Annotated in this window: 19 protein-coding genes and 1 pseudogene; 10 read left to right on the top strand and 10 right to left on the bottom strand. The window is 61.9% G+C overall.

Going from position 1 to position 19,031, the window contains the following annotated elements; genetic code table 11:
- Positions 1–10: 10 nt before the first annotated feature.
- From AC0NID_RS31850 to rnhA, 5 genes are all read left to right on the top strand, one after another.
- Complete coding sequence (locus tag AC0NID_RS31850; RefSeq protein WP_292163941.1) at positions 11–397, top strand: DUF983 domain-containing protein; 387 nt, start codon at positions 11–13, stop codon at positions 395–397.
- The gene (locus AC0NID_RS31845; protein WP_473454198.1) at positions 394–1,149 is read left to right on the top strand and encodes an SURF1 family protein; all 756 of its coding nucleotides are present in this window, start codon (positions 394–396) and stop codon (positions 1,147–1,149) included. Before AC0NID_RS31850 ends, AC0NID_RS31845 begins: the two co-directional genes overlap by 4 nt.
- 97 nt (positions 1,150–1,246) lie before the next feature.
- Positions 1,247–2,257: a 4-hydroxy-3-methylbut-2-enyl diphosphate reductase gene (gene ispH, locus AC0NID_RS31840; RefSeq protein WP_473454197.1), complete on the top strand. Its 1,011-nt coding sequence runs from the start codon at positions 1,247–1,249 to the stop codon at positions 2,255–2,257.
- Positions 2,258–2,264: 7 nt separating this feature from the next.
- Positions 2,265–3,227: a homoserine kinase gene (locus AC0NID_RS31835; RefSeq protein WP_473454196.1), complete on the top strand. Its 963-nt coding sequence runs from the start codon at positions 2,265–2,267 to the stop codon at positions 3,225–3,227.
- Positions 3,224–3,763: a ribonuclease HI gene (gene rnhA / locus AC0NID_RS31830; protein ID WP_473454195.1), complete on the top strand. Its 540-nt coding sequence runs from the start codon at positions 3,224–3,226 to the stop codon at positions 3,761–3,763. Before AC0NID_RS31835 ends, rnhA begins: the two co-directional genes overlap by 4 nt.
- 17 nt (positions 3,764–3,780) lie before the next feature.
- Here the strand turns inward: rnhA and AC0NID_RS31825 are convergent, their stop codons facing one another.
- The 3 genes from AC0NID_RS31825 to AC0NID_RS31815 form a co-directional block, all read right to left on the bottom strand.
- Positions 3,781–4,260 carry a DUF2938 domain-containing protein gene (locus AC0NID_RS31825; RefSeq protein WP_473454194.1) on the bottom strand — a complete coding sequence of 160 codons (480 nt, stop codon included), beginning with the start codon at positions 4,258–4,260 and terminating at the stop codon, positions 3,781–3,783.
- 49 nt (positions 4,261–4,309) lie between these two features.
- Positions 4,310–4,810, bottom strand: a complete 501-nt coding sequence (locus AC0NID_RS31820) for a redoxin family protein (RefSeq protein WP_473454392.1) — start codon at positions 4,808–4,810, stop codon at positions 4,310–4,312.
- Between the two features lie 118 nt (positions 4,811–4,928).
- Positions 4,929–5,735 (bottom strand): protein-disulfide reductase DsbD domain-containing protein, encoded by an 807-nt coding sequence (locus AC0NID_RS31815; protein WP_473454193.1) that lies wholly within the window; start codon positions 5,733–5,735, stop codon positions 4,929–4,931.
- 192 nt (positions 5,736–5,927) lie between these two features.
- Here AC0NID_RS31815 and AC0NID_RS31810 point away from each other — a divergent pair, with 192 nt between their 5' ends.
- Positions 5,928–6,536 (top strand): YqgE/AlgH family protein, encoded by a 609-nt coding sequence (locus AC0NID_RS31810; RefSeq protein ID WP_473454192.1) that lies wholly within the window; start codon positions 5,928–5,930, stop codon positions 6,534–6,536.
- A gap of 633 nt (positions 6,537–7,169) precedes the next feature.
- Here AC0NID_RS31810 and AC0NID_RS31805 read toward each other — a convergent pair.
- The 3 genes from AC0NID_RS31805 to AC0NID_RS31795 form a co-directional block, all read right to left on the bottom strand.
- Positions 7,170–8,129, bottom strand: coding sequence for a complex I NDUFA9 subunit family protein (locus AC0NID_RS31805; protein WP_473454391.1), 960 nt, complete (start codon positions 8,127–8,129; stop codon positions 7,170–7,172).
- Complete coding sequence (locus AC0NID_RS31800; protein ID WP_473454413.1) at positions 8,105–8,341, bottom strand: hypothetical protein; 237 nt, start codon at positions 8,339–8,341, stop codon at positions 8,105–8,107. The genes AC0NID_RS31805 and AC0NID_RS31800 overlap by 25 nt, the downstream gene beginning before the upstream one ends.
- Before the next feature lie 118 nt (positions 8,342–8,459).
- On the bottom strand, positions 8,460–8,768 hold the full coding sequence (locus tag AC0NID_RS31795) for an EthD family reductase (protein WP_473454190.1): 309 nt from the start codon (positions 8,766–8,768) through the stop codon (positions 8,460–8,462).
- A gap of 86 nt (positions 8,769–8,854) precedes the next feature.
- Here AC0NID_RS31795 and AC0NID_RS31790 point away from each other — a divergent pair.
- Positions 8,855–9,076, top strand: a pseudogene (locus AC0NID_RS31790) (3'-5' exonuclease family protein); the annotation flags it as partial.
- A gap of 12 nt (positions 9,077–9,088) precedes the next feature.
- Positions 9,089–9,490 carry a HipA domain-containing protein gene (locus AC0NID_RS31785; protein ID WP_473454390.1) on the top strand — a complete coding sequence of 134 codons (402 nt, stop codon included), beginning with the start codon at positions 9,089–9,091 and terminating at the stop codon, positions 9,488–9,490.
- 559 nt (positions 9,491–10,049) lie between these two features.
- On the opposite strand, the gene AC0NID_RS31780 is transcribed toward AC0NID_RS31785, so the two are convergent.
- The 3 genes from AC0NID_RS31780 to dctP form a co-directional block, all read right to left on the bottom strand.
- The gene (locus AC0NID_RS31780; protein ID WP_473454189.1) at positions 10,050–11,357 is read right to left on the bottom strand and encodes a TRAP transporter large permease; all 1,308 of its coding nucleotides are present in this window, start codon (positions 11,355–11,357) and stop codon (positions 10,050–10,052) included.
- Entirely contained in the window at positions 11,354–11,932 is a 579-nt protein-coding gene (locus tag AC0NID_RS31775) for a TRAP transporter small permease (RefSeq protein WP_473454188.1), read from the bottom strand. Before AC0NID_RS31775 ends, AC0NID_RS31780 begins: the two co-directional genes overlap by 4 nt.
- A 76-nt stretch (positions 11,933–12,008) precedes the next feature.
- A complete protein-coding gene (gene dctP, locus AC0NID_RS31770) occupies positions 12,009–13,019 on the bottom strand; it encodes a TRAP transporter substrate-binding protein DctP (RefSeq protein WP_473454187.1) in 1,011 nt (336 codons plus the stop codon).
- A 226-nt stretch (positions 13,020–13,245) separates the two neighbouring features.
- Between dctP and AC0NID_RS31765 the strand changes: the two genes are divergently transcribed.
- Entirely contained in the window at positions 13,246–14,628 is a 1,383-nt protein-coding gene (locus AC0NID_RS31765) for an aminotransferase-like domain-containing protein (RefSeq protein ID WP_473454186.1), read from the top strand.
- Positions 14,629–14,632: 4 nt separating this feature from the next.
- A complete protein-coding gene (locus AC0NID_RS31760) occupies positions 14,633–15,856 on the top strand; it encodes an NAD(P)/FAD-dependent oxidoreductase (RefSeq protein WP_473454185.1) in 1,224 nt (407 codons plus the stop codon).
- 284 nt (positions 15,857–16,140) lie between these two features.
- Here the strand turns inward: AC0NID_RS31760 and AC0NID_RS31755 are convergent, their stop codons facing one another.
- Positions 16,141–19,029, bottom strand: a complete 2,889-nt coding sequence (locus tag AC0NID_RS31755; RefSeq protein ID WP_473454184.1) for an EAL domain-containing protein — start codon at positions 19,027–19,029, stop codon at positions 16,141–16,143.
- Between the last annotated feature and the right edge of the window lie 2 nt (positions 19,030–19,031).

Genomic DNA, 19,031 nt, shown 5'->3' with positions numbered 1-19,031 from the left:
GGATGAGTGCATGAGCGACGACAAGGCGATCTGGCCACCGATCGATCCGATTTCGGCCGGCCTTCATGGCCGCTGCCCGCGTTGTGGTGAGGGACGACTGTTTTCCGGTTTCCTCACCGTCGCAAAACGCTGCGCCAATTGCGGCCTCGACTATTCCTATGCCGATGCCGGCGACGGGCCGGCGGTGTTCGTCATCCTGATCATCGGCTTCATCGTCGTCGGGCTGGCGCTGTGGATGGAGGTGACGCTCAATCCGCCGCTCTGGCTGCATCTCGTGCTGTGGATACCGCTGACGTTGGTTCTTTGCCTGGGCGCGCTCAGGCTGATCAAGGGTGTGCTCTTGACACTGCAATACCGCAACAAGGCAGCCGAGGGCAGGCTGGACCGCGGCGAATGAGCGCGACGTCCGGCTCCGTCACAAGCCGTTCGCGGCCGAAGACGGCATTGCTGCTGGGCCTCGGTCTCGTGCTGATGTTTACCCTGCTGGCGCTCGGCACCTGGCAGGTCCAGCGCCTGTACTGGAAGGAAGGTCTTCTCCAGACCATCGACCAGCGCACGCACGCGGCGCCTGTGCCGCTAGCCGAGGTCGAAAAGCGGTTCGCCGCCACCGGCGACGTCGACTACACGCCGGTGACGGTAACCGGCACCTTCCTGCATCGAGGCGAGCGGCATTTCTTCGCGACCTGGAAGGGCCAGTCCGGTTTCGATGTCTTCACTCCCTTGCATCTGGAAGATGGCCGCTTCGTCCTGATCAACCGCGGCTTCGTGCCCTACGATCTCAAGGACGCGGCCAAGCGACCGCAAAGCCAGCTAGCGGGCCAGGTGACAGTGACGGGGCTCGCCCGCAACCCGCTGCCGGCGAAGCCCTCGATGATGCTGCCCGACAATGATCCGCACAAGAACATCTTCTACTGGAAGGATCGCGCCGCGATGGCGGCGAGCGCCGGTCTGCCGGCCGGGGCGGGGCTGGTGCCATTCTTCGTCGACGCGGACGCCACGCCGAACCCGGGTGGGCTGCCGGTCGGCGGCGTTACCGTCATCGACCTGCCGAACAGCCATTTGCAATACGCCGTAACCTGGTACGGCCTTGCCGCCGCTCTTGCCGGCGTCCTCATCTTCAGGCTTCGCCGCCCGGTGAAACAGGACTGATCGCCACCGGCACCCTTGACAGGGCAGGGGTGCACACCTCATTTCGCGCCATGAGCTCACGACTTGAGTTCACGATACGAGCAACCGGCCCCGAATCATGCTTCACACGACCACAAAGCCACCGCTGACGATAAGGCTCTGCCAGCCGCGGGGCTTCTGCGCCGGCGTTGACCGCGCCATCCAGATCGTCGTGCTGGCACTGAAGAAATACGGCGCGCCGGTCTATGTCCGCCACGAGATCGTACACAACCGCTACGTCGTCGAAGGGCTGCAAAGCCTGGGTGCGGTGTTCATCGAGGAGCTTTCCGAGATACCGGCCGAGCATCGCCAGAGCCCTGTCGTCTTTTCGGCGCATGGCGTGCCGAAGTCGGTGCCGGCGGACGCCCAGGCGCGCAACCTCTTCTATCTCGACGCCACCTGCCCGCTGGTGTCGAAGGTTCACAAGCAGGCGATGCGCCATCAGCGGCTCGGCCGCCATGTGCTTCTGATCGGCCATGCCGGCCACCCGGAAGTGATCGGCACGATGGGGCAATTGCCAGACGGCGCCGTCACTCTGATCGAGACCGAAGCCGACGCTGCGAATTTGGTACCCGCCGACCCGAAGGCGCTCGGTTTCGTCACCCAGACGACGCTCTCGGTCGAGGACACCGCCGGCATCATCCGGGCACTTGAGGACCGTTTTCCCGATTTGCAGGCGCCCGCCGCTGAATCGATCTGCTATGCCACCACCAACCGCCAGGAAGCGGTGAAGGAGACCGCCACGGGCGCCGATCTCTTCCTGATCGTCGGCGCTCCAAACTCCTCCAATTCGCGGCGTCTTGTCGAAGTCGCCGAACGCGCCGGCGCCTCGATGTCGCTTCTCGTGCAGCGCGCCTCCGAAATTCCGTGGAATGACATTGCCGGCATCTCGACGCTCGGTCTGTCGGCGGGTGCGTCGGCGCCGGAAATCATCGTCGACGAGATCATCGATGCGTTCCGGCAGCGCTTCGACGTCACGATCGAGCTGGCGGTGACGGCGACGGAAACCGAGGATTTTCCGGTGATGCGGGTCTTGCGCGATGTCGAACTGACTAAGGCCGACATGGCCTTCGTCAACGGGGCCGCGTGAACAGCCCATGGCGGTCTACACCGACGTCAACGAAAGCGAACTCGGCGCGTTCCTGAAGGCCTATCCGGTCGGCGATCTCCTGTCCTACAAGGGCATCGCCGAAGGCACGGAGAATTCGAACTTCCTGCTGCACACTACCAGCGGCTCCTATATCCTGACGCTCTACGAAAAGCGCGTCGACAAGGCCGACCTGCCGTTCTTCCTCGGACTCATGGGCCATCTCGCCAGGAAGGGCATTTCCTGCCCGCTTCCGGTGACCGCGCATGATGGCGGCGTCATCGGAACGCTTGCCGGGCGGCCGGCGGTCATCATCACCTTCCTCGAAGGCCTTTCGCTGCGGCGGCCGACATCAGCGCATTGCGGCGAGGTCGGCAAGGCGCTGGCGGCACTGCATCTTGCCGGCGCCGACTTCCCGATGACCCGCCCGAACGCCCTTGCCATCGATGGCTGGCGCAAGCTGTGGAGCGCCGCTCGCCCTCGCGCCGACGAGGTCGAGCCGGGACTGGCGGCCGAGGTCGACGCCGACTTCGCCGATTTCGAGCGGAGCTGGCCCAAAGGCCTGCCGCAAGGCATCATCCATGCCGATCTTTTTCCGGACAATGTCTTCTTCCTCGGCGAAAGACTGTCCGGGTTGATCGACTTCTATTTCGCCTGCAATGATCTCTACGCCTACGATGTCGCCACATGCCTCAATGCCTGGTGCTTCGAGAAGGATTTCTCCTTCAACCTGACCAAAGGTACGGCGCTGCTTGCCGGCTACCAGAGCGTGCGGCCCTTGAGCGGCGGCGAGAAAGCCGCGCTGCCGATGCTGGCGCGTGGCTCGGCGCTGCGCTTCATGCTGACCCGCCTTTACGACTGGCTGACTGTTGCCAATGGCGGGCTGGTCATAAAACGTGATCCGACCGAATATGTCAGGCGGATGCGCTTCCACCGGGCGATCAGCTCTTCTTCCGAATACGGACTGACATGACCAAGCGCGTTGAAATCTTCACCGATGGTGCCTGTTCGGGCAATCCGGGACCTGGCGGTTGGGGGGCGGTCCTGCGCTTCAACGGCGTCACGAAAGAACTGTCGGGCGGCGAGGCCGCTACCACCAACAACCGTATGGAACTTTTGGCCGCCATCTCGGCGCTCAATGCGCTGAAGGAGCCCTGCGCCGTCGATCTTTACACCGACAGCAACTATGTCAAGGACGGTATTTTTTCCTGGATCGATGGCTGGAAGCGCAACGGCTGGAAGACAGCCGCCAAGCAGCCGGTCAAGAACGTCGAGCTGTGGCAGGCGCTCGACGAGGCGCGCAACCGTCACCAGGTTGTCTGGCACTGGGTCAAGGGCCACGCCGGTCATCCGGAAAACGAACGCGCCGACGAGCTGGCGCGGCTCGGCATGGCGCCGTTCAAGAACAAGACGGCAAGGCCCGCGCCCGCCACCGTTTCGGCCAAGCAAAGCACCCAGGCCAAGCGGCCGGCAGCCAAGAAAATGCGCCGTTCCACCCAGAGCTATTGACTGCCTGATCGCTGCTCTCAGCGGATCAGCAGCGCCGTGCCGAAAAGCCCGAGCGCAAACACCGTATGCGACACAAGGTTGAGGGCGCGGATCTGCATTGGATTTGGGCGCTTTGATGCGGCCCAGCCTGCGCCCATGCCGGGCGCCAGCAGGAACCAGCCGGCACCGACCGTGACGATGCCGAGAATGAAAGCCGGCAGGAAGGTCGGCGCAGCCAGCCACGCCGCACCTGTCAGCACGACCAGTATGATTCCGTAGGCGATGCCGACAAAATAGTGGAAGGCCCAGCCCAGCGCCGATTCCTGCGCGTAGGGTACCGCGTCGCCGATATCGTCATGGAAGACCTTGCCGTCCCTCAGGTGCCAGACCCAGCGGCCGACCAGTCCCCAGTTCGGCCGCGGCTGAGCAAACACCGTGTTCAGGAAAATCGCCCAGAGGTCCATGAGCGCCGTGGCGCCAATGCCGATCGCCACTGCGCGCCAGAAGATGTCGAACATCGTTGAGGTCCCCAAAGGCAGCACTTCCGAAAAGCTAGCGCACGAGCCCCTATGCTGCCGCCAAAACGGAAAGCTGTTCGAGAATGTGAGCCGCACCGGACTCATCAACGCCCGGCTTTGTCTCGACGTTGAGCGCGGTGACCTTGCCGTCGTCGACGATCATCGAGAACCGCTTCGAACGCAGACCCATGCCGCCGCCGGAAAGGTCGGCTTCGAGGCCGGTCGACTTGGCGAACTCGCCGTTACCGTCGGCAAGATAAAGAATCTTACCTTCACCGCCGCTGAAGCGGGCCCAGGCGCCCATGACGTGAACATCGTTGACGGCGACGACGGCGATGGTGTCGACGCCGCGCGCCAGGATGGCGTCGTAATTGTCCAGATAGCCAGGCAGATGATTGTTGCTGCAGGTCGGTGTGAAAGCGCCGGGAAGGCCGAACAGCACCACCTTCTTTCCCGAGAAAATCTCGGCCGTCGTGATCGCTTTTGCGCCATCGTCGGTCATCGTCTTGAAGATCGTTTGGGGCAGCTTGTCGCCAACGGCAATCATAATGATGGTCCTCATTTGACAAATGGAAGGGAGTGTCCTTGCGATAGCGAACTCAAACGTTTCCTGCAACCGTCGGGAAGCTTGGAGCGAGGATGTTCGACCTGAACATCCCTGCTCGGGATCACGGGAAAGGCAGCAGACCTTCGACCGCGCCGTCGGCAGTTGTCAGCGTGTAGTAAAGTCCGCCATCGGTCGGCGTTGTAGTCGGCCTGTCAAGGATCGGCACGGCAAACACCAGCTTGCCGCCCCTTTCGCTGCGAACCGGCACGCCGAACATGTAATCCCGCTCGCCGGCGACGAAGAAATCCGCCGCCTCCGGATTGCCCGGAAAGCTCGCCTCGACAATCAGCGTCTCGTGATCTCCCGGCAGGATGTTGATGCCGAAGTCGGGCCCTGCAGGAGCAGGCAAGGTTGCCAGCGCCGCCTTCACCAGCGCGGCGTCCTCGGCATTGTCCGGATCGGAGCCGGGATCGACAGTCAACCTCGTCTGCACCGGGATGCAGATCGTCTCGCAAATGCCGAGAAAGATATCGGCATCGATAACGGCCGACTCGTTCGGCGCCGACAGCGTGAACGTCACCGGCAACGAAATCGGATAGTCGTAGCCGGCCCACTTGCCGTAGCCGTCGTCATGGCGCTGGGGTGGCGGAAACGAAAACGTCGCGCCGGCAATGTTGGTGCTGGCCGAGATGTCGAGTTGCGGCGGCACGCCTGCGTCGCCCGGATCGCGCCAGTAGGTTTTCCAGCCGGGCTTGAGCGCGATATCGAGGACGCCATGGATACGCCCGGCCTGGTCGGGCCTGCCGCTGGTCACAAGCCGCACTTTGCCGCCTTCGGTGTCGTACCAGGTCGACGAGGAGGCTGCGGCAGGAAGGGTGGCTCCACATCCAACAGCGGCGCTGAGCAGCAGGGTTTTCAAGCTTTGCATGGCGGTGATTTGAACGACCGTTCATGGCTGCACAATGATTTCATGGCGTCGCTGTTATCATATTTGCGTGACCTCGGGCACAGCATTGCGTGATCTCGGGCACCGCTATGCGTTACCTTGGATGCGCAGCCGAGACCAAATCGCGCGCGGCGCATCTTTTCGGCGCTCCGGAAACGCGTTACGCTCCCGTTTATGGACTTGTTGCGCCACAAGAAGATGGCCGCCGGACGCGGCTTTCTCGACGACCAGTTCCTGATTGCCATGCCCGGCATGAAGGACGACCGCTTCACGCGCTCGGTCATCTACATTTGCGCGCACAGTGATGAGGGCGCGATGGGCCTGGTCATCAACCAGACGCAGCAGATGTTGTTTCCAGATCTGCTCGTGCAACTTGGCATCTTGAACGAACAGGAGGCGATCCGCTTGCCGGCGCACGCCCGCGATTTCGTCGTGCGCAACGGCGGACCCGTGGACCGCAGTCGCGGCTTTGTCCTGCATTCGGGCGACTACCGGGTGGAATCGTCGCTGACCGTCTCCGACGACATCTGCCTGACCGCGACCGTCGACATATTGCGCGCCATTTCGTCGGGCCGTGGGCCCCGGCACGCACTGATGGCGCTCGGCTATTCGGGCTGGGGTGCCGGCCAGCTGGAAAGCGAGATCGCCGAGAACGGCTGGCTGACCTGCCCGGCAAGTGAGGAGCTACTGTTCGATACCGACATCGAGCGCAAATATGACCGGATTCTCGCTTCGATCGGTATCGACCTCGCGCATCTCAGCCTGGCGGCCGGTCACGCCTAGTGGAAACCTGAAACTTGGTACCCGAAACCAACAGCCGCCTTGGGGTGGAATCTTGCCGTCTGATCCGACGACCGGAATGTGATAGCGCCACATTCGCGTCGTTCACGCTACCGCCTGATACGACCCGTGCAGTCCTTGACCAGCCGCACAATAGACCGAGGGGCTGCAGTCGAGGAGGGATCATGATCGGCACCGATGGGTGCCCCTCAACTCAGCGCCAATATACCGCGACATCAATCGCATGGGGCGATTGCGCGGAGATCATGCTTTTGGCGCCGGGTCACATCTGATTGCGATGGGAGGCCAAAAGCGTTGCATCAAGGTGCGCGATCGGTCAGCGCGCTCGCACCTTCCTCTGCGGCGCAATGTGCGCAACAGTAGATGATGTCGTCTTGTTCGACCCCATGTCCGATGATCCGGCATCTGCAATGCGGACACATCGGAGCAAGTTTCTGGATCGCGCATTCGAAACTGTCGAACGTGTAGGTTTCCTCGGCCATCGTCACTTTGAAAGCCTTGTCGTAGTCATTCCCGCATTGATCACATCTGGCCATAGTTGTTTTCCTTCTTTCAATGGCTTCGAGCTCGACCAACCTGTCGCGCGGCGATTGGTTCCCGCAAGGATCACAGGGTCTAGGCGGGAGACGAGCGCGAGCCCATGTCACGGCACTGATCGATCAAGCGGATTACTTCGTTGATGTCCCGCGGCTCGATGTCGAGTTCCTTCAGACCTGGCGCGTCGAATGCCGCCACATTGTCGTGACGCATAAGATCGATCTGGTTGCGCGTTATGGGCGCGGCCGGAAGGAGTTCCGCGACGCCAGCCAATGCGTTCCACACCACAAACGGCACCGGCATCAGCTTGATGTGGGTATCGAGCTGTCGGGCGATCTGCCGAAGTAGTTCCTTATAAGTGTAGATTCGCGGACCACCGAATTCGAACATCAATGAACCCTTTTGGTTTTGCCCGTCGATCAGCCGGCTCACTGCTTCCGCGACGTCTCCCACATAGACCGGCTGAAGCCGTGTGCCACCATCGCCGAACAGCGGATAGACCGGCAGGAGGCGTATCAGCCTCACAATGGTCGTAAGGAAAGCGTCGTCAGGTCCTGTCATGACGGAGGGACGCACGATGAAGGCACCGGGAAATGCGCTCTCCACGGCAACTTCTCCGCGCCCACGTGCCCTAATATAGTCCGATCCCGAATGAGGATCGGAGCCGATCCCCGAAATCTGGACGAACTGGCCGACCTCGCGATCGCGCGACGCGGCGGCGAGGTCAGCGGCGGCTTTCACATGCACGCGTTCAAACGTCTCGACGCCCTGCTCCACATAGAGACTGACAGCATTCACGATCGCCTGTGATCCGCTAATGGCCGAGCCGAGAGAAGACGCATCCAATATATCCGCCTCGACGGCTTCGGGCATCTTTGCAGTCGAAGAAAAGACCGGGCCAACGCGAGCCGGATGGCGGGATGCGGCGCGGACCGTGAAACCCCTTTCCAGGAGCCGCTTCACGATCCTGCGCCCGAGAAAACCTGTTCCGCCGAACACAGTGACGATCGGTTCTATATTGAGATCGTCAGGATCCATTTGCCTCGCCATCCCTTGTCTTCGCATGGCTGCCATGACGCCTTGGCCAGCGTATGAACCAGCCCGTCGAGCGTCAGGACGGTTGGAGAACAACGCAGGAACGCCTTTGTTCCGGTCAGCGCTGGGTCGATGACGGCGGATGTCGCTGTAGAAGGGTGGTAGATGCGCGTGCGGATGCCCGACAGCCTCGCCGAGCAAGGAATGTCGATCATCTTGATGAGGTCGCGCGCCGGCGCCTCGAAGATGCCCGTTGCTTGGCACGATAACGGCTAGGGAGGAGGGCGGGTCGGGGCTGAGCAGCCGTTTCCGCTACTGGTGAGCTTGGGGGGCTCAGACTTCCCTGGTCTCGAAGAGCAACAGCTCCACTCCGCCGTCTGCAAAATTGCCAAGATCGGCCGCCGTGGCCTGACCCTCGGGAGATGCCAAGGCCGCTTGAATATCCGCAACGGAAGCGAAATGGAGCGTAGCTACAAGATGATAGCCCGGGACCCCACCCGGCGAATGGACGCCGCCATCGCTGATTTCGTATTTCCTCAACCCGGGAAGCGTTTTGGCCAGCGGAATGTGGGTCGAAACATAGTAGCGGTCGAATGCGCTCAGGTCTTTCGGCGTCTTGTAGAGTGCAACAAGTCTGGCCATGCGCCCCCCTTTTAGCCGATCTCACCGCCGGCTATTTGCGCGAAAGAATACTCCTCAGCAAGGGCGCTGGCAAATGGGGTATTGGAGCCCCCGCGATCTTCGTCGGCTTCAACTCGATAAGGTTCGACGAGGAGATGCTGCGTCACGCGCTGTTTCAGTGCCTTTATCCTGCCTACCTCACGAGCAATCACAGAAACTGTAGGACCGACGCACTGAGCCTGGTCATGGCCGCGGATGCCGTGTCACCGGCACAACGCGTGGTGCCGCTTGGCGCCGAGGGACGCCGAACATTCCGATTACAGGCTCTGTTTCGACGAGCCTTGTTCGCCTGGCTGATTGCCGACGCCGACATGCACCTGAAGAACGTTGCGCTACTTAAGATTGCCGCACCAGGCGCACGGCGGTTTGAAAGCTTGAGGTTCGCACCGCTCTATGACTCGGTGACCACGAGGGTTTTTCCCGGCCTCGCAGGGAATCGGATGGCGTTGAAGTTGAATGGGAAGGACGATCGTCTCATTCCGGGAGATTTCCTGACGCTCGCTCGTACGATCGAACTGCCGCTTGCACGCGCAGAGGAGGCGATGGCCAGTGTTGCGGCGGCCACGCGCGAGGCCGTGACGGTGCTTTCACTACCGGACTTCGCGCGCGACCGCGAGAACGCCCGATTGGCTGAAGAGCGGGTGATGGCCCTCATCGTCGAGCGAAGCGACGCGTTCACATGAGCTCCGGTCGATCAAGATCTATGTGGGGGTGACGGATCTCGACTGGTTCGAGTTCCTTTCCGCGCGGGACGCCGAGGAGGTCAACTTTTGGCAACCCGGCGGTCGGTCGCAGTGCGGCGCGGCGATCAGGATGAGATTCGTCTCTTCCAGATGGCCGCGCTATAGTCGCAGTTTCGGGCTTTGCAGCCAGGGGAGCTGTTTCTCTTCAAGCTCCATAGCCCCAACAACTTCATCGTCGGTGGCGGTCTCTTCGGCCATGCGTCGATCGTGCCGATTTCACTTGCGTGGGACGCATTCGGCGAGCGCAACGGTGCGTCTTCGTTGGACGAGATGCGTGTTCGAGTGGCGCGCTATCGGCGGGAGCAGGTCGATCTTCGCACCGACTATTCGATTGGCTGCCGCATCCTCGAGCAGCCGTTCTTCTGGCCCGTGACTTCTGGCTGCCGATCGCTGATCGCTGGGCGCCGAGCATCGTCGTCGGCAAGGGGTTCGATACGGGTGAGGCCGATTGGCCGGTTATAAGAAACGCGAAACTGTCCAAGCGGCCAGATCGCAGAGGTCATGGCAGTCCAAGCACCAACCGCGGCAGCGTCATCGATAAGGTTGGGACGAAGGTGGTGAGAAGCACCACCGGCATGTAAGCGAAGAACACGAAAACCAGCGTCGGCGTCAGCATCCGCGCCAGTGGCACCTTGCCGATCAGCGCGGCGAAATAGAGGATCGGCGCAGTCGGCGGCGTGATCAGCCCCATGCCGAGATTGGTGGCGACAATCGCAGAAAAGTGGATCGGGTCGACACCGGCTTGCGTCATCACTGGCATCAGCAGCGGCGAGGCGAGCAGTATGCCGCTGACATCTTCCATGAACATGCCGACGATCATCAGGAACAGGTTGGCGAGCAGCAATAGGATGATCGGATTCTCGCTGATCGTGAGAAAGCCCTCCATGATCTGCTGCGGCACGTTCTCCAGCGTCCAAACCCGGCCAAGCATGGCGGCAAAGAAAATCAAAAGCAGGAGCACGCCCGTCGTTTGGCCGCTCCGCCAGACCACTTCGCTCAAATCACGCCAATTGATGTCCTTATAAAGGTAGATCGAAACCGGGATGGCGTAGACGACGGCGACTGCCGCGGCTTCGGTTGGCGTGGTGACACCGCCATAGATGAAGCCGAGTATCAAGACTGGCATTACCAGCCCGAGGCTGGCTCGCTTGGTGCGGCGCGCAACCTCCCGGGCGAATACGCGCGCGTCGGTCTTTTCAGGCCCGGCGATGGGCATGCTACGCGTCAGCACGAAATTCCAGAAGCCTAGGAAAAGGCAAAGCAGCAGGCCGGGAACCACCGGCGCTAGGAAGCAGGCGAGGATAGAGGTTCCGGTGACCCAGCCATACAAGATCATCGAGGCGCTGGGCGGGATGAGTAGTGCCAACACCGAGGATGCCGAGACCAACGCTGTCGCATAGCCACGGTCATAGCCCCGCGCCTCCATGCGCGGGATCATGATGGTGCCGATGGCGGCGACTGCCGACGACGCCATTCCGGAAATCGCGCCAAATATGGCGGTCGTCAGGATGACGACGATGCCGAGCCCGCCCCTCATTCGCCCGAACAGGCTGTCAGCAAGGTCCACGAGGCGCGCGGCGATGCCGCCCTGGCTCATGATGCCACCGGCGAGGATGTAAAGCGGGATGGCGATGATCACCAGCGACGATATTTTCGAATAGCCAGCGCCGACCAGGAAGGTCGCGGCGCCGAGATCACCGAACGTCATCAGCAGCAGCACCGCGCCGGCGAAGCAGAAGGGAACCGGGACGCCGATGACCAGGAGGAGTGTAAGCAGCAGCGCGTCGACGATGATCAGTGTGCTCATCGGGCACCGCCCCTGCCGAAGCAGCGGAGACGGTCGAGGAACTCGACCGCGAAGTAGACCGTCATCAATGTAAGGCACACCGGCATGACCCCGTGCACCCACGCCATCGGAATGCCGGTCTCGAGCGACATCGTCCCGCGCTTCAGCGTGAAGGCCAGATACTGCCAGGCCCACAGCGCCATCCAGCCGCACAGTATGAGCGTGATGAGGCTTGCGAAGGCCGCGATCGCCTCCCGAGCTCTGCCGTCAGGCAGGACGAGTTCGACCAGACTGGCCGAAATGTGGCCGCGTTCCCAGGCGCCATGCGAGGCGCCGATGAAATAGAGATAGACGGCGACGAAGCTTGCCAGTTCCTCGATGCCGAACAGCGAGATGCCCATCACGTAGCGGGTGAAGACCTGAACCGTGATCAACACCGTCAAGACGGCGCCGCACAAGAGCAGCAGGAAGCGCTGCAGCTGCAGCTTGACGTTCCAGATGGAAAGCGCCGTTCCCGAGAGGAGGGGAGGCGTGTTGACCCCGGAATGAATGCTTCCGGGCAGTGCCACTGCGACGGTGGTTTCGTCGTCCTTCAACGGATCGCCCTCCCAGCGAAGCAACGCAAACGGAGTGGTTCCCGGCCGAGCGAGCGGTCGGGACCAAACCCTCGGATCAGTTGATGCCGAGCGATGACTTGAGCTGGCCAAGCGTCTCCGCACCGAGCTCGTCGGCGATCTGCGGCCACACATCCTTGCGCGCCACGGTGGCGAGCTTTTCCAGCGTCGCATCATCGAACGTCACCACCTCGATGCCCGCCGCCTTCATCGTCTCGAGATGCTTGGCGTCCGCCGCCTTGACCTGCTCGAAGCGCGCGGCGCTAACCTCCTGAGCCGCATCGAGCAGGATCTTCTGATCGGCTTCCGGCAGCGATGCGTATTTTTCAGAATTCACAATGAACCAGTCGCCTTCGAAATGATCGTTGTACTGAACCCAGGTCTTGGTGATGTCTTTGAAAGACTCCAGCGCCATGCCGGCTGTGCCCCCGATCTGCCCATCGACCACGCCGGTCTGCATGCCGGTATAGAGCTCTGCCCAGGGCAGTGTAGCGGTGTTGAAGCCGAAGCGTTCCAGAAGCACGCGATGCGTTGTGCCGCCCGGCCACACCCGGACCTTCAAATTGCGCTTCAATTCCGGATCGGCGGGGTTCTCCACGGCCTTCGCGAAACCGGCGCCGCCCATGCCTTCGCCATAGACGCCGAGCGGCGTCAGGCCCTTGGAGGAGATGGCCTCGCTGACGATGCCGAACACGGCGCCACCCGGCGACAGCGATTGCTTGGCTGTGTCGTAGTTGGTGAACGCGTAGGGGAACCAGGTGATCGCCAGCCGCTTGTCATCGGCGGTCGCCAGCGGCTGCATCGCCATGTCGACCGCCCCTTGCATGACTTGTTCGTAGACCTCCGTCCAGTCACCGAGCTGGCTGGCCGGATAAACCTTGATCTCGATGCGACCTTGCGTGCGATCGCCGACCAACTTGGCGAATTTCAGCGCAGCTGCTTCGCCATCCGAGCCAGGCTGCTTCAACGTTGAAAGCCGCAGCGTTTCCGCGTGGGCGGCACCGGCAAGCAGAAGAGCCGACGTGATAGTCAGGATTCGTGCCGTCAGTTTCAGGGCATGCAGTGTCATCGTCGTTCTCCTCTTTTTGTTGGTCGCTTGGGTTGTGCCCAACTTTAATTTGTATGACCATACAATTCAATATTCCTAGGCTAGCACTCATTCTCGAAGCACGTCAACGGGGGTTTCCCTTTCATAATGCGAATTATATGTCATACAAGTTCCAGAGAACTGCCTGATTGCATGACGGAGTACCTTGTGGCACTAAATGGCAGACAGAGAGGATTCGCCACAGCGCATGTTCGAAAAATCACAGTTCACGACAGGCGACTTGCCGATCTATCGTCAGATCGCTGACCTGATCGCTGACAAGATCACCGAAGGGAAGCTGGCCGCCGGCGACCGGCTGCCGCCGCAGCGCGACATCGCCCGCATGGCAGGTGTCAACCTGACAACGGTAACACGTGCCTTTGCCTCCCTGCAGGAGCGCGGGTTGGTCGAAAGCCGGCCGGGGCGCGGTTCGATCATCGCCGATCCCGCCATGACAGCGAGCTTCCAATCCGCTCCGGTCGACGAGCAAGGTTTCATCGATCTCTCCGTCAACCGTCCTGCAACCACCGGCTATCTGCAGGCGCTGGCGACATTGATGCCTCAACTGCCGATCGACCGTCGCTACGCGGCGTTGCAGGATTTCCACGCGCCGGAGGGACCTGTTTGGGCGCGCGAGGCGATGGCTGGCTGGTTTTCGGCAATGGCCGGCGTGAACGAACCGGCGCAGATCGTCATGACCAATGGCGCTCAGCACGGCCTGGCTTGCGTGCTTGGTGCATTGGCGCGGCCCGGCGATACCATCCTTGCGGATGCGGTCACCTATCAAGGAATCGGCGCGCTCTGCCGCTCGCTCGACCTTACCCTCAGGCCCGTCGGCATGGATCGCGGCGGCATGCGCCCGGAAGTGCTCGAGGCTATGTGTGCTGAACATAAGCCGCGCGCGGTTTTTCTGGTGCCGACACTGCACAACCCAACAACCATCACTCTTGATTCCGGGCGACGTCGGGCCATCGCGGAGATCGCGCGCAAGCATGAGGTGCTGATTATCGAGGACGACGTCTATCGCCCGCTAAAGGAACTGTCGCCGCCTGCCTTCGTCGCATCCGATCCCGACATCACCATACATATCGGCGGTTTGTCCAAATGTGTGGCGCCCGGCTTGCGGCTTGGTGCGGTGCTGGCGCCGAAATCGATGATCGCCGACATTGCGGCGATGCTGCGCATCAATTGCTGGAGCACCAGTCCGCTCAACGCGCTGATCGCCACGCGCATGATCGAGGACGGTTTGGTCGACAGCGTGATCGCCGGCCAGCGCAACGAGTTCGCGCATAGACAGGCAAGTGTCAGGGAGATCCTGTCAGGCTTCGACGTCATGACTGACGATGTCGCTACCCATGCATGGCTGCAGCTGCCGGAACCATGGAACGGCAACGCATTCTCGCGTGCGGCGCATCAGAGCGGCGTCGGCGTGCTTTCGGGGGAAGCCTTCGCGGTGGGTCGCGATTCGATTCCGCACGCGGTTCGCATCAATGTCGGTGCTGCCCGCTCTCGCGAAGATCTCCGCCGCGCCTTGGAAAGTCTGCGCGACATCCTTGCGGGCGATCGCCGCCTCTTCGATACGATGGTCTGAATCGATGCTACGGGATTCGACCGAGATTGCCATCATAGGTGGCGGTGTCATCGGGCTGGCGACCGCAACGCGGCTGGCGGCCGAAGGACGCGAGGTGACGCTTGTCGAACCAAACAAGCCGGGTTCTGGCGCGTCTTACGGCAATGCCGGCACGGTTGCCGATTATGCGGTGATCCCGGTCGGCACGCCTGCTGTGCTGCGCAACCTTCCGTCGCTGCTGTTCAAACGAGACAGCCCGCTTTCAATCCGCCGTTCGGCCCTGCCGGCGCTGATGCCCTGGCTCTTGCGCTTTGCCTGGCAGTCGCTGCCACAAAATGCGGAAAAGAACGCTGCGGCGATCGCCACACTGCTTATCGATTCACTTTCAGGGTGGCGCGAACTGGCCTCGCAGATCGGCGCTGATGACCTGCTGAAGCAGAACGGCTGCCTTTATCTCTATTCCTCGAAACAGGCATTCGCCGCAGCTTCCGCCGACATCGGTTGGCGTGCGAAATACGGTATCGGGCAGAAGTTTCTGACCGCCGATGAGGTTGCGGCAATCGAGCCGAAGCTGCCGCCATTCGAGGGTGGCGGTGTGCTTTTTCCCAACGCGGTCAATCTCACAGATCCGGGCGCGATGATGGAACGCCTGGCCAAAGCCGCAGCAGCGGCGGGGGTTCGTTTCATCACCGCAAGAGCTGAACGGATCGAGCGCGACGAGCGGCAAGTCCATGTCACGGGCGCAGCGCTTGATCTCATGGCCAAGACCGTCGTCATTGCCGCCGGCGCCCATTCGAAGATGCTGGCTGCACAAGCCGGCGACCACGTAGCGCTCGATACCGAGCGCGGTTACCACGTCGAGTTCGACATGCAGGCGCCGCTGCTCTCGCGCCCGGTCTGCCCAACCGCGCGCGGCTTCTACCTGGTGCCGATGGCCAACCGGCTGCGAGTTGCCGGAACCGTCGAGTTAGGTGGGCTGAACGCCCCACCCAGTCCGCGTCGCATCGAACTTCTGGAACGCGGTGCGCGGGCAATCTTTCCGACACTGGGCAAAGCGGACCGCACCTGGCTCGGCTTTCGGCCTTCCATGCCTGACTCAGTGCCAGTGATCCGCTCTTCGCGTGGCGGCAGCAACATCATACTTGCTTTCGGCCACGGCCATCTCGGCCTAACGCTGGCACCGGTGACGGCTCGCATGGTCAGCGCCATCATTGGTCGGCGTCCAATCTCACTGCCTATGCACTCCTGATCCCATATGATTTTGACCATAAGTGCCTGGCAAGGACACGATTTGCTTGTGGTGATGGCCTAGGACAGGGACCGTTTGAATACGTGGCGCAGCTGCGAACGACCCACCGAATGTGGAGTGTCATGTGGCTGCCCAGAAGGAAGGGCATAGGAGGCTCCGCTTCTGCCATTGCAAGCGGATATCAATCCCTCAGGCTTTCACCTCTGGTGCATGATGTCACCCAAAGCCTGCCCTCGGTCTCGAACCGAGGGTGCTCAGCAGTTTCGGACAACGACAGGCACAAATCACGCCTGAGCCAGCGGATACTGTTCCTTCAGCGCCTTCAGCACCTGATCGCCGGGCATCGGCGCGCCGAACATGAAGCTCTGCACATATTCGCAGCCCATCTGGCGCAGTTCGAGCGCGTCGCTTTCGTCCGAAATGCCCTCGGCCACGACCGAAAGGCCGAGCTCATGCGCCATGTTGACCATGGATCTGAGCAGTACCGTGCGTTTCGGTGTCGCATCGTCGACGAAGCTTTTGTCGATCTTGATCGTATCGAAGGGGAAGCGCGTCAGATAGGCTAGCGATGAATAGCCGGTGCCGAAATCGTCCAGTGACAGGCCGATACCAAGCTTCTTGAGCTTGGTCAGCACATGGGCTGTCTGCTCGGGATTGTCCATAACCAGAGATTCGGTGAGTTCGAGGCGGAAGCAGCGCGGCTTCAGATTGGCTCGCGCAATCACCGAGCGGACGTCGCTGACCAGATCGCGACGGATGAGCTGGCGGCTGGACAGGTTGACCGAAACCGACAGCGGTGCGTCGCCGATCTGTTTTTGCCATCCCGCTAGTTCTTCGGCGGCCTGTTGCATCGCGAACAGGCCAAGCTGCACGATCAGGCCGCAACTTTCGGCGACCGGGATGAAATCGCCCGGCGGGATCATGCCACGGCGCGGATGATCCCATCGCAAAAGCGCCTCGAAGCCGGCAACGCTGCCGTCCTCCAGCCGCACGATGGGCTGGTAGGCGAGCGTGAATTCGCGGCGTTCGATGGCGCGGCGCAGGTCGGACTCGAACTGCAGCCGGTCGGTCCCGACGGTGCGGAAGGCGGGGCGGAACGGCTCGATCCTGTCGCCGCCGAAACGCTTGGCCTGGTGCATTGCAAGCTCGGCGTCCTTGACCATGTCCTCGGCTGAACTCTGCGCCGCAGTCCAGGTGACCAGCCCGATCGATGCGGTAAGCATGATCTCGCGCTTGGCAAAGGTGATCGGCTTGTTGATCGCTTGTTTGATGGCGTCCGCGACCGCCGCGATGCGGGCCGGGTCCTGTTCGGAAAGCAGCATCAGCGCGAACTGGTCGCCGGCAAAGCGCGACAGCGAATCCTTCGGCTTGAGCAGCCGGTGCAGCCGGCGCGCAATGGTAAGCAGGATGGTGTCGCCGGCCGAGATGCCGAGCCCGTCATTGACCTGCTTGAACCGGTCGATGTCGATGACGAAGACTGTGGGACGCACCTTCTCCTCCGTGCGCGCGATCGAGATGATCGCCTCCAGCCGGTTCATCAGCAATTCGCGGTTCGGCAGGCCGGTCAGATTGTCGTGCACGGCATCGTGCAGCAGCCTCTCCTCGGACTTCTTCTGCTCGGTCACGTCGACCATGGTGCCGACGCAGCGGATGACCTCGCCGTCCGATCCGATTACCGGTCGGGCGCGCAGCGCGAACCAGTGATAGTGCCCGTCGGCGCCGCGCAGGCGGAAATTCTGCGACACCCGGCCGCGCCGGTGTTCGAGCACCACGTCGAGCGTGGTACGGAAGGTGTCGCGATCGTCGGCGTGCAGCACCGGCAGCCAGTTGCGGGCAGCCCCGCCCAGACTGTCGGGCGCAAGGCCAAGCTGGATGCTGACATCCGGCCTGGTGACGACGCGGTCGCGCATCACGTCCCAATCCCACACTGTGTCGCCCGATCCGGCAACGGCCAGCGCCTGCCGTTCGAGATCGGAAAACAGGCCCTGATGCAGCGCGCCGCCGGCAAAGGCGTGCTGCATGACGGTGAAGCCGATCAAAAGGATGATGAGGATCAGCCCGCCGCCCAGTGCCGGCTGGGCGATGTCGTTGTCGAGCATGCCGGTGACCGCCATCCACGACCCGCATAGCCACAACAGCACCATCACCCAGCTGGGCACCAGCATGATGGCTCGGTCATAGCCGCGTATACCGAGGAAGACGATCAGGCCAAGGCCGGTCAGCACGGTGGCGGCGAAGGACAGCCTGGCGATGCCTGCGGCGACCGCCGGATCGATAATTGCAACGCCTGCGATCAGCACCAGCCCCAGGATCCAGACCAGCGCGCCGTAGCTGAAATGGCCGTGCCACCGGTTAAGGTTGAGATAGGCGAACAGGAACACCACGAAGGTCGCCGCAAGCGCCACCTCCGTTCCGGCTCGCCATATCTGCTCATTGCCGGGCGAAATTTCGATGACCTTGTTGAGAAAACCGAAATCGATGCAGATGTAGGCCAGCACCGCCCAGGCGAGTGCTGCGGTTGCCGGGAACATCGAGGTCCCCTTGACGACGAAAAGGATGGTCAGGAACAGCGCCAGGAGACCGGCGATGCCAATGACGATGCCACGAAAAAGCGTGTAGGAATTGACCGAATCCTTGTAGGATTCCGGATCCCACAGATAGACCTGCGGCAGTTTGGGCGCGGCAAGTTCGGCGATGAAGGTGACCACCGTTCCCGGATTCAGCGTCACCCGGAACACATCGGCGTCGGGGCTGGTCTGGCGGTCGAGCGCGAAGCCCTCGCTGGGCGTGATCGCGGCAATGCGGGTCGAGCCGAGATCCGGCCAGAAGATGCCGGAATTCACCAGCCGGAAATGCGGTGCGACGATCAGCCTGTCGAGCTGCTGGTCGGTGGTGTTGGCAAGCGCGAACACCGCCCAGTCGCCGGTCGAGCGCGCATCATTGGCTTCGACCTCGATGCGCCGCACGATGCCGTCCGGTCCCGGCGCGGTCGACACCTGGAAGTTCTCGCCCTGGTTGCGGTAGATTTGGACGGCGCCCGAAAGGTCGAGCGCCACGTCGTCGCGAGCGATCTTGATCGGTTCGACGGCAAAGGCCGAGGACGCCGCGCAAAGCGTGACGATCGCCGCCAGGACAAAGGCGAACAGCGACCCGATTCGCAGGAAATTCGTCAAAA

This window comes from Mesorhizobium sp. WSM4821, from assembly GCF_055901555.1.
Note: the sequence above shows the minus strand (reverse complement) of the source record. Positions and strands in the feature narration are given on the sequence as shown.

Bases quoted from the DNA above. Each gene is read 5' to 3' on its own strand.
- AC0NID_RS31760 (WP_473454185.1), top strand. From the start codon at position 14,633: ATGCTACGGGATTCGACCGAGATTGCCATCATAGGTGGCGGTGTCATC.
- AC0NID_RS31835 (WP_473454196.1), top strand. From the start codon at position 2,265: ATGGCGGTCTACACCGACGTCAACGAAAGCGAACTCGGCGCGTTCCTG.
- AC0NID_RS31815 (WP_473454193.1), bottom strand. From the start codon at position 5,735: ATGCAAAGCTTGAAAACCCTGCTGCTCAGCGCCGCTGTTGGATGTGGA.
- AC0NID_RS31780 (WP_473454189.1), bottom strand. From the start codon at position 11,357: ATGAGCACACTGATCATCGTCGACGCGCTGCTGCTTACACTCCTCCTG.
- AC0NID_RS31795 (WP_473454190.1), bottom strand. From the start codon at position 8,768: ATGGCCAGACTTGTTGCACTCTACAAGACGCCGAAAGACCTGAGCGCA.
- AC0NID_RS31805 (WP_473454391.1), bottom strand. From the start codon at position 8,129: ATGGATCCTGACGATCTCAATATAGAACCGATCGTCACTGTGTTCGGC.
- AC0NID_RS31825 (WP_473454194.1), bottom strand. From the start codon at position 4,260: ATGTTCGACATCTTCTGGCGCGCAGTGGCGATCGGCATTGGCGCCACG.
- AC0NID_RS31845 (WP_473454198.1), top strand. From the start codon at position 394: ATGAGCGCGACGTCCGGCTCCGTCACAAGCCGTTCGCGGCCGAAGACG.
- dctP (WP_473454187.1), bottom strand. From the start codon at position 13,019: ATGACACTGCATGCCCTGAAACTGACGGCACGAATCCTGACTATCACG.
- AC0NID_RS31765 (WP_473454186.1), top strand. From the start codon at position 13,246: ATGTTCGAAAAATCACAGTTCACGACAGGCGACTTGCCGATCTATCGT.
- ispH (WP_473454197.1), top strand. From the start codon at position 1,247: ATGCTTCACACGACCACAAAGCCACCGCTGACGATAAGGCTCTGCCAG.
- AC0NID_RS31850 (WP_292163941.1), top strand. From the start codon at position 11: ATGAGCGACGACAAGGCGATCTGGCCACCGATCGATCCGATTTCGGCC.
- rnhA (WP_473454195.1), top strand. From the start codon at position 3,224: ATGACCAAGCGCGTTGAAATCTTCACCGATGGTGCCTGTTCGGGCAAT.
- AC0NID_RS31800 (WP_473454413.1), bottom strand. From the start codon at position 8,341: ATGATCGACATTCCTTGCTCGGCGAGGCTGTCGGGCATCCGCACGCGC.
- AC0NID_RS31810 (WP_473454192.1), top strand. From the start codon at position 5,928: ATGGACTTGTTGCGCCACAAGAAGATGGCCGCCGGACGCGGCTTTCTC.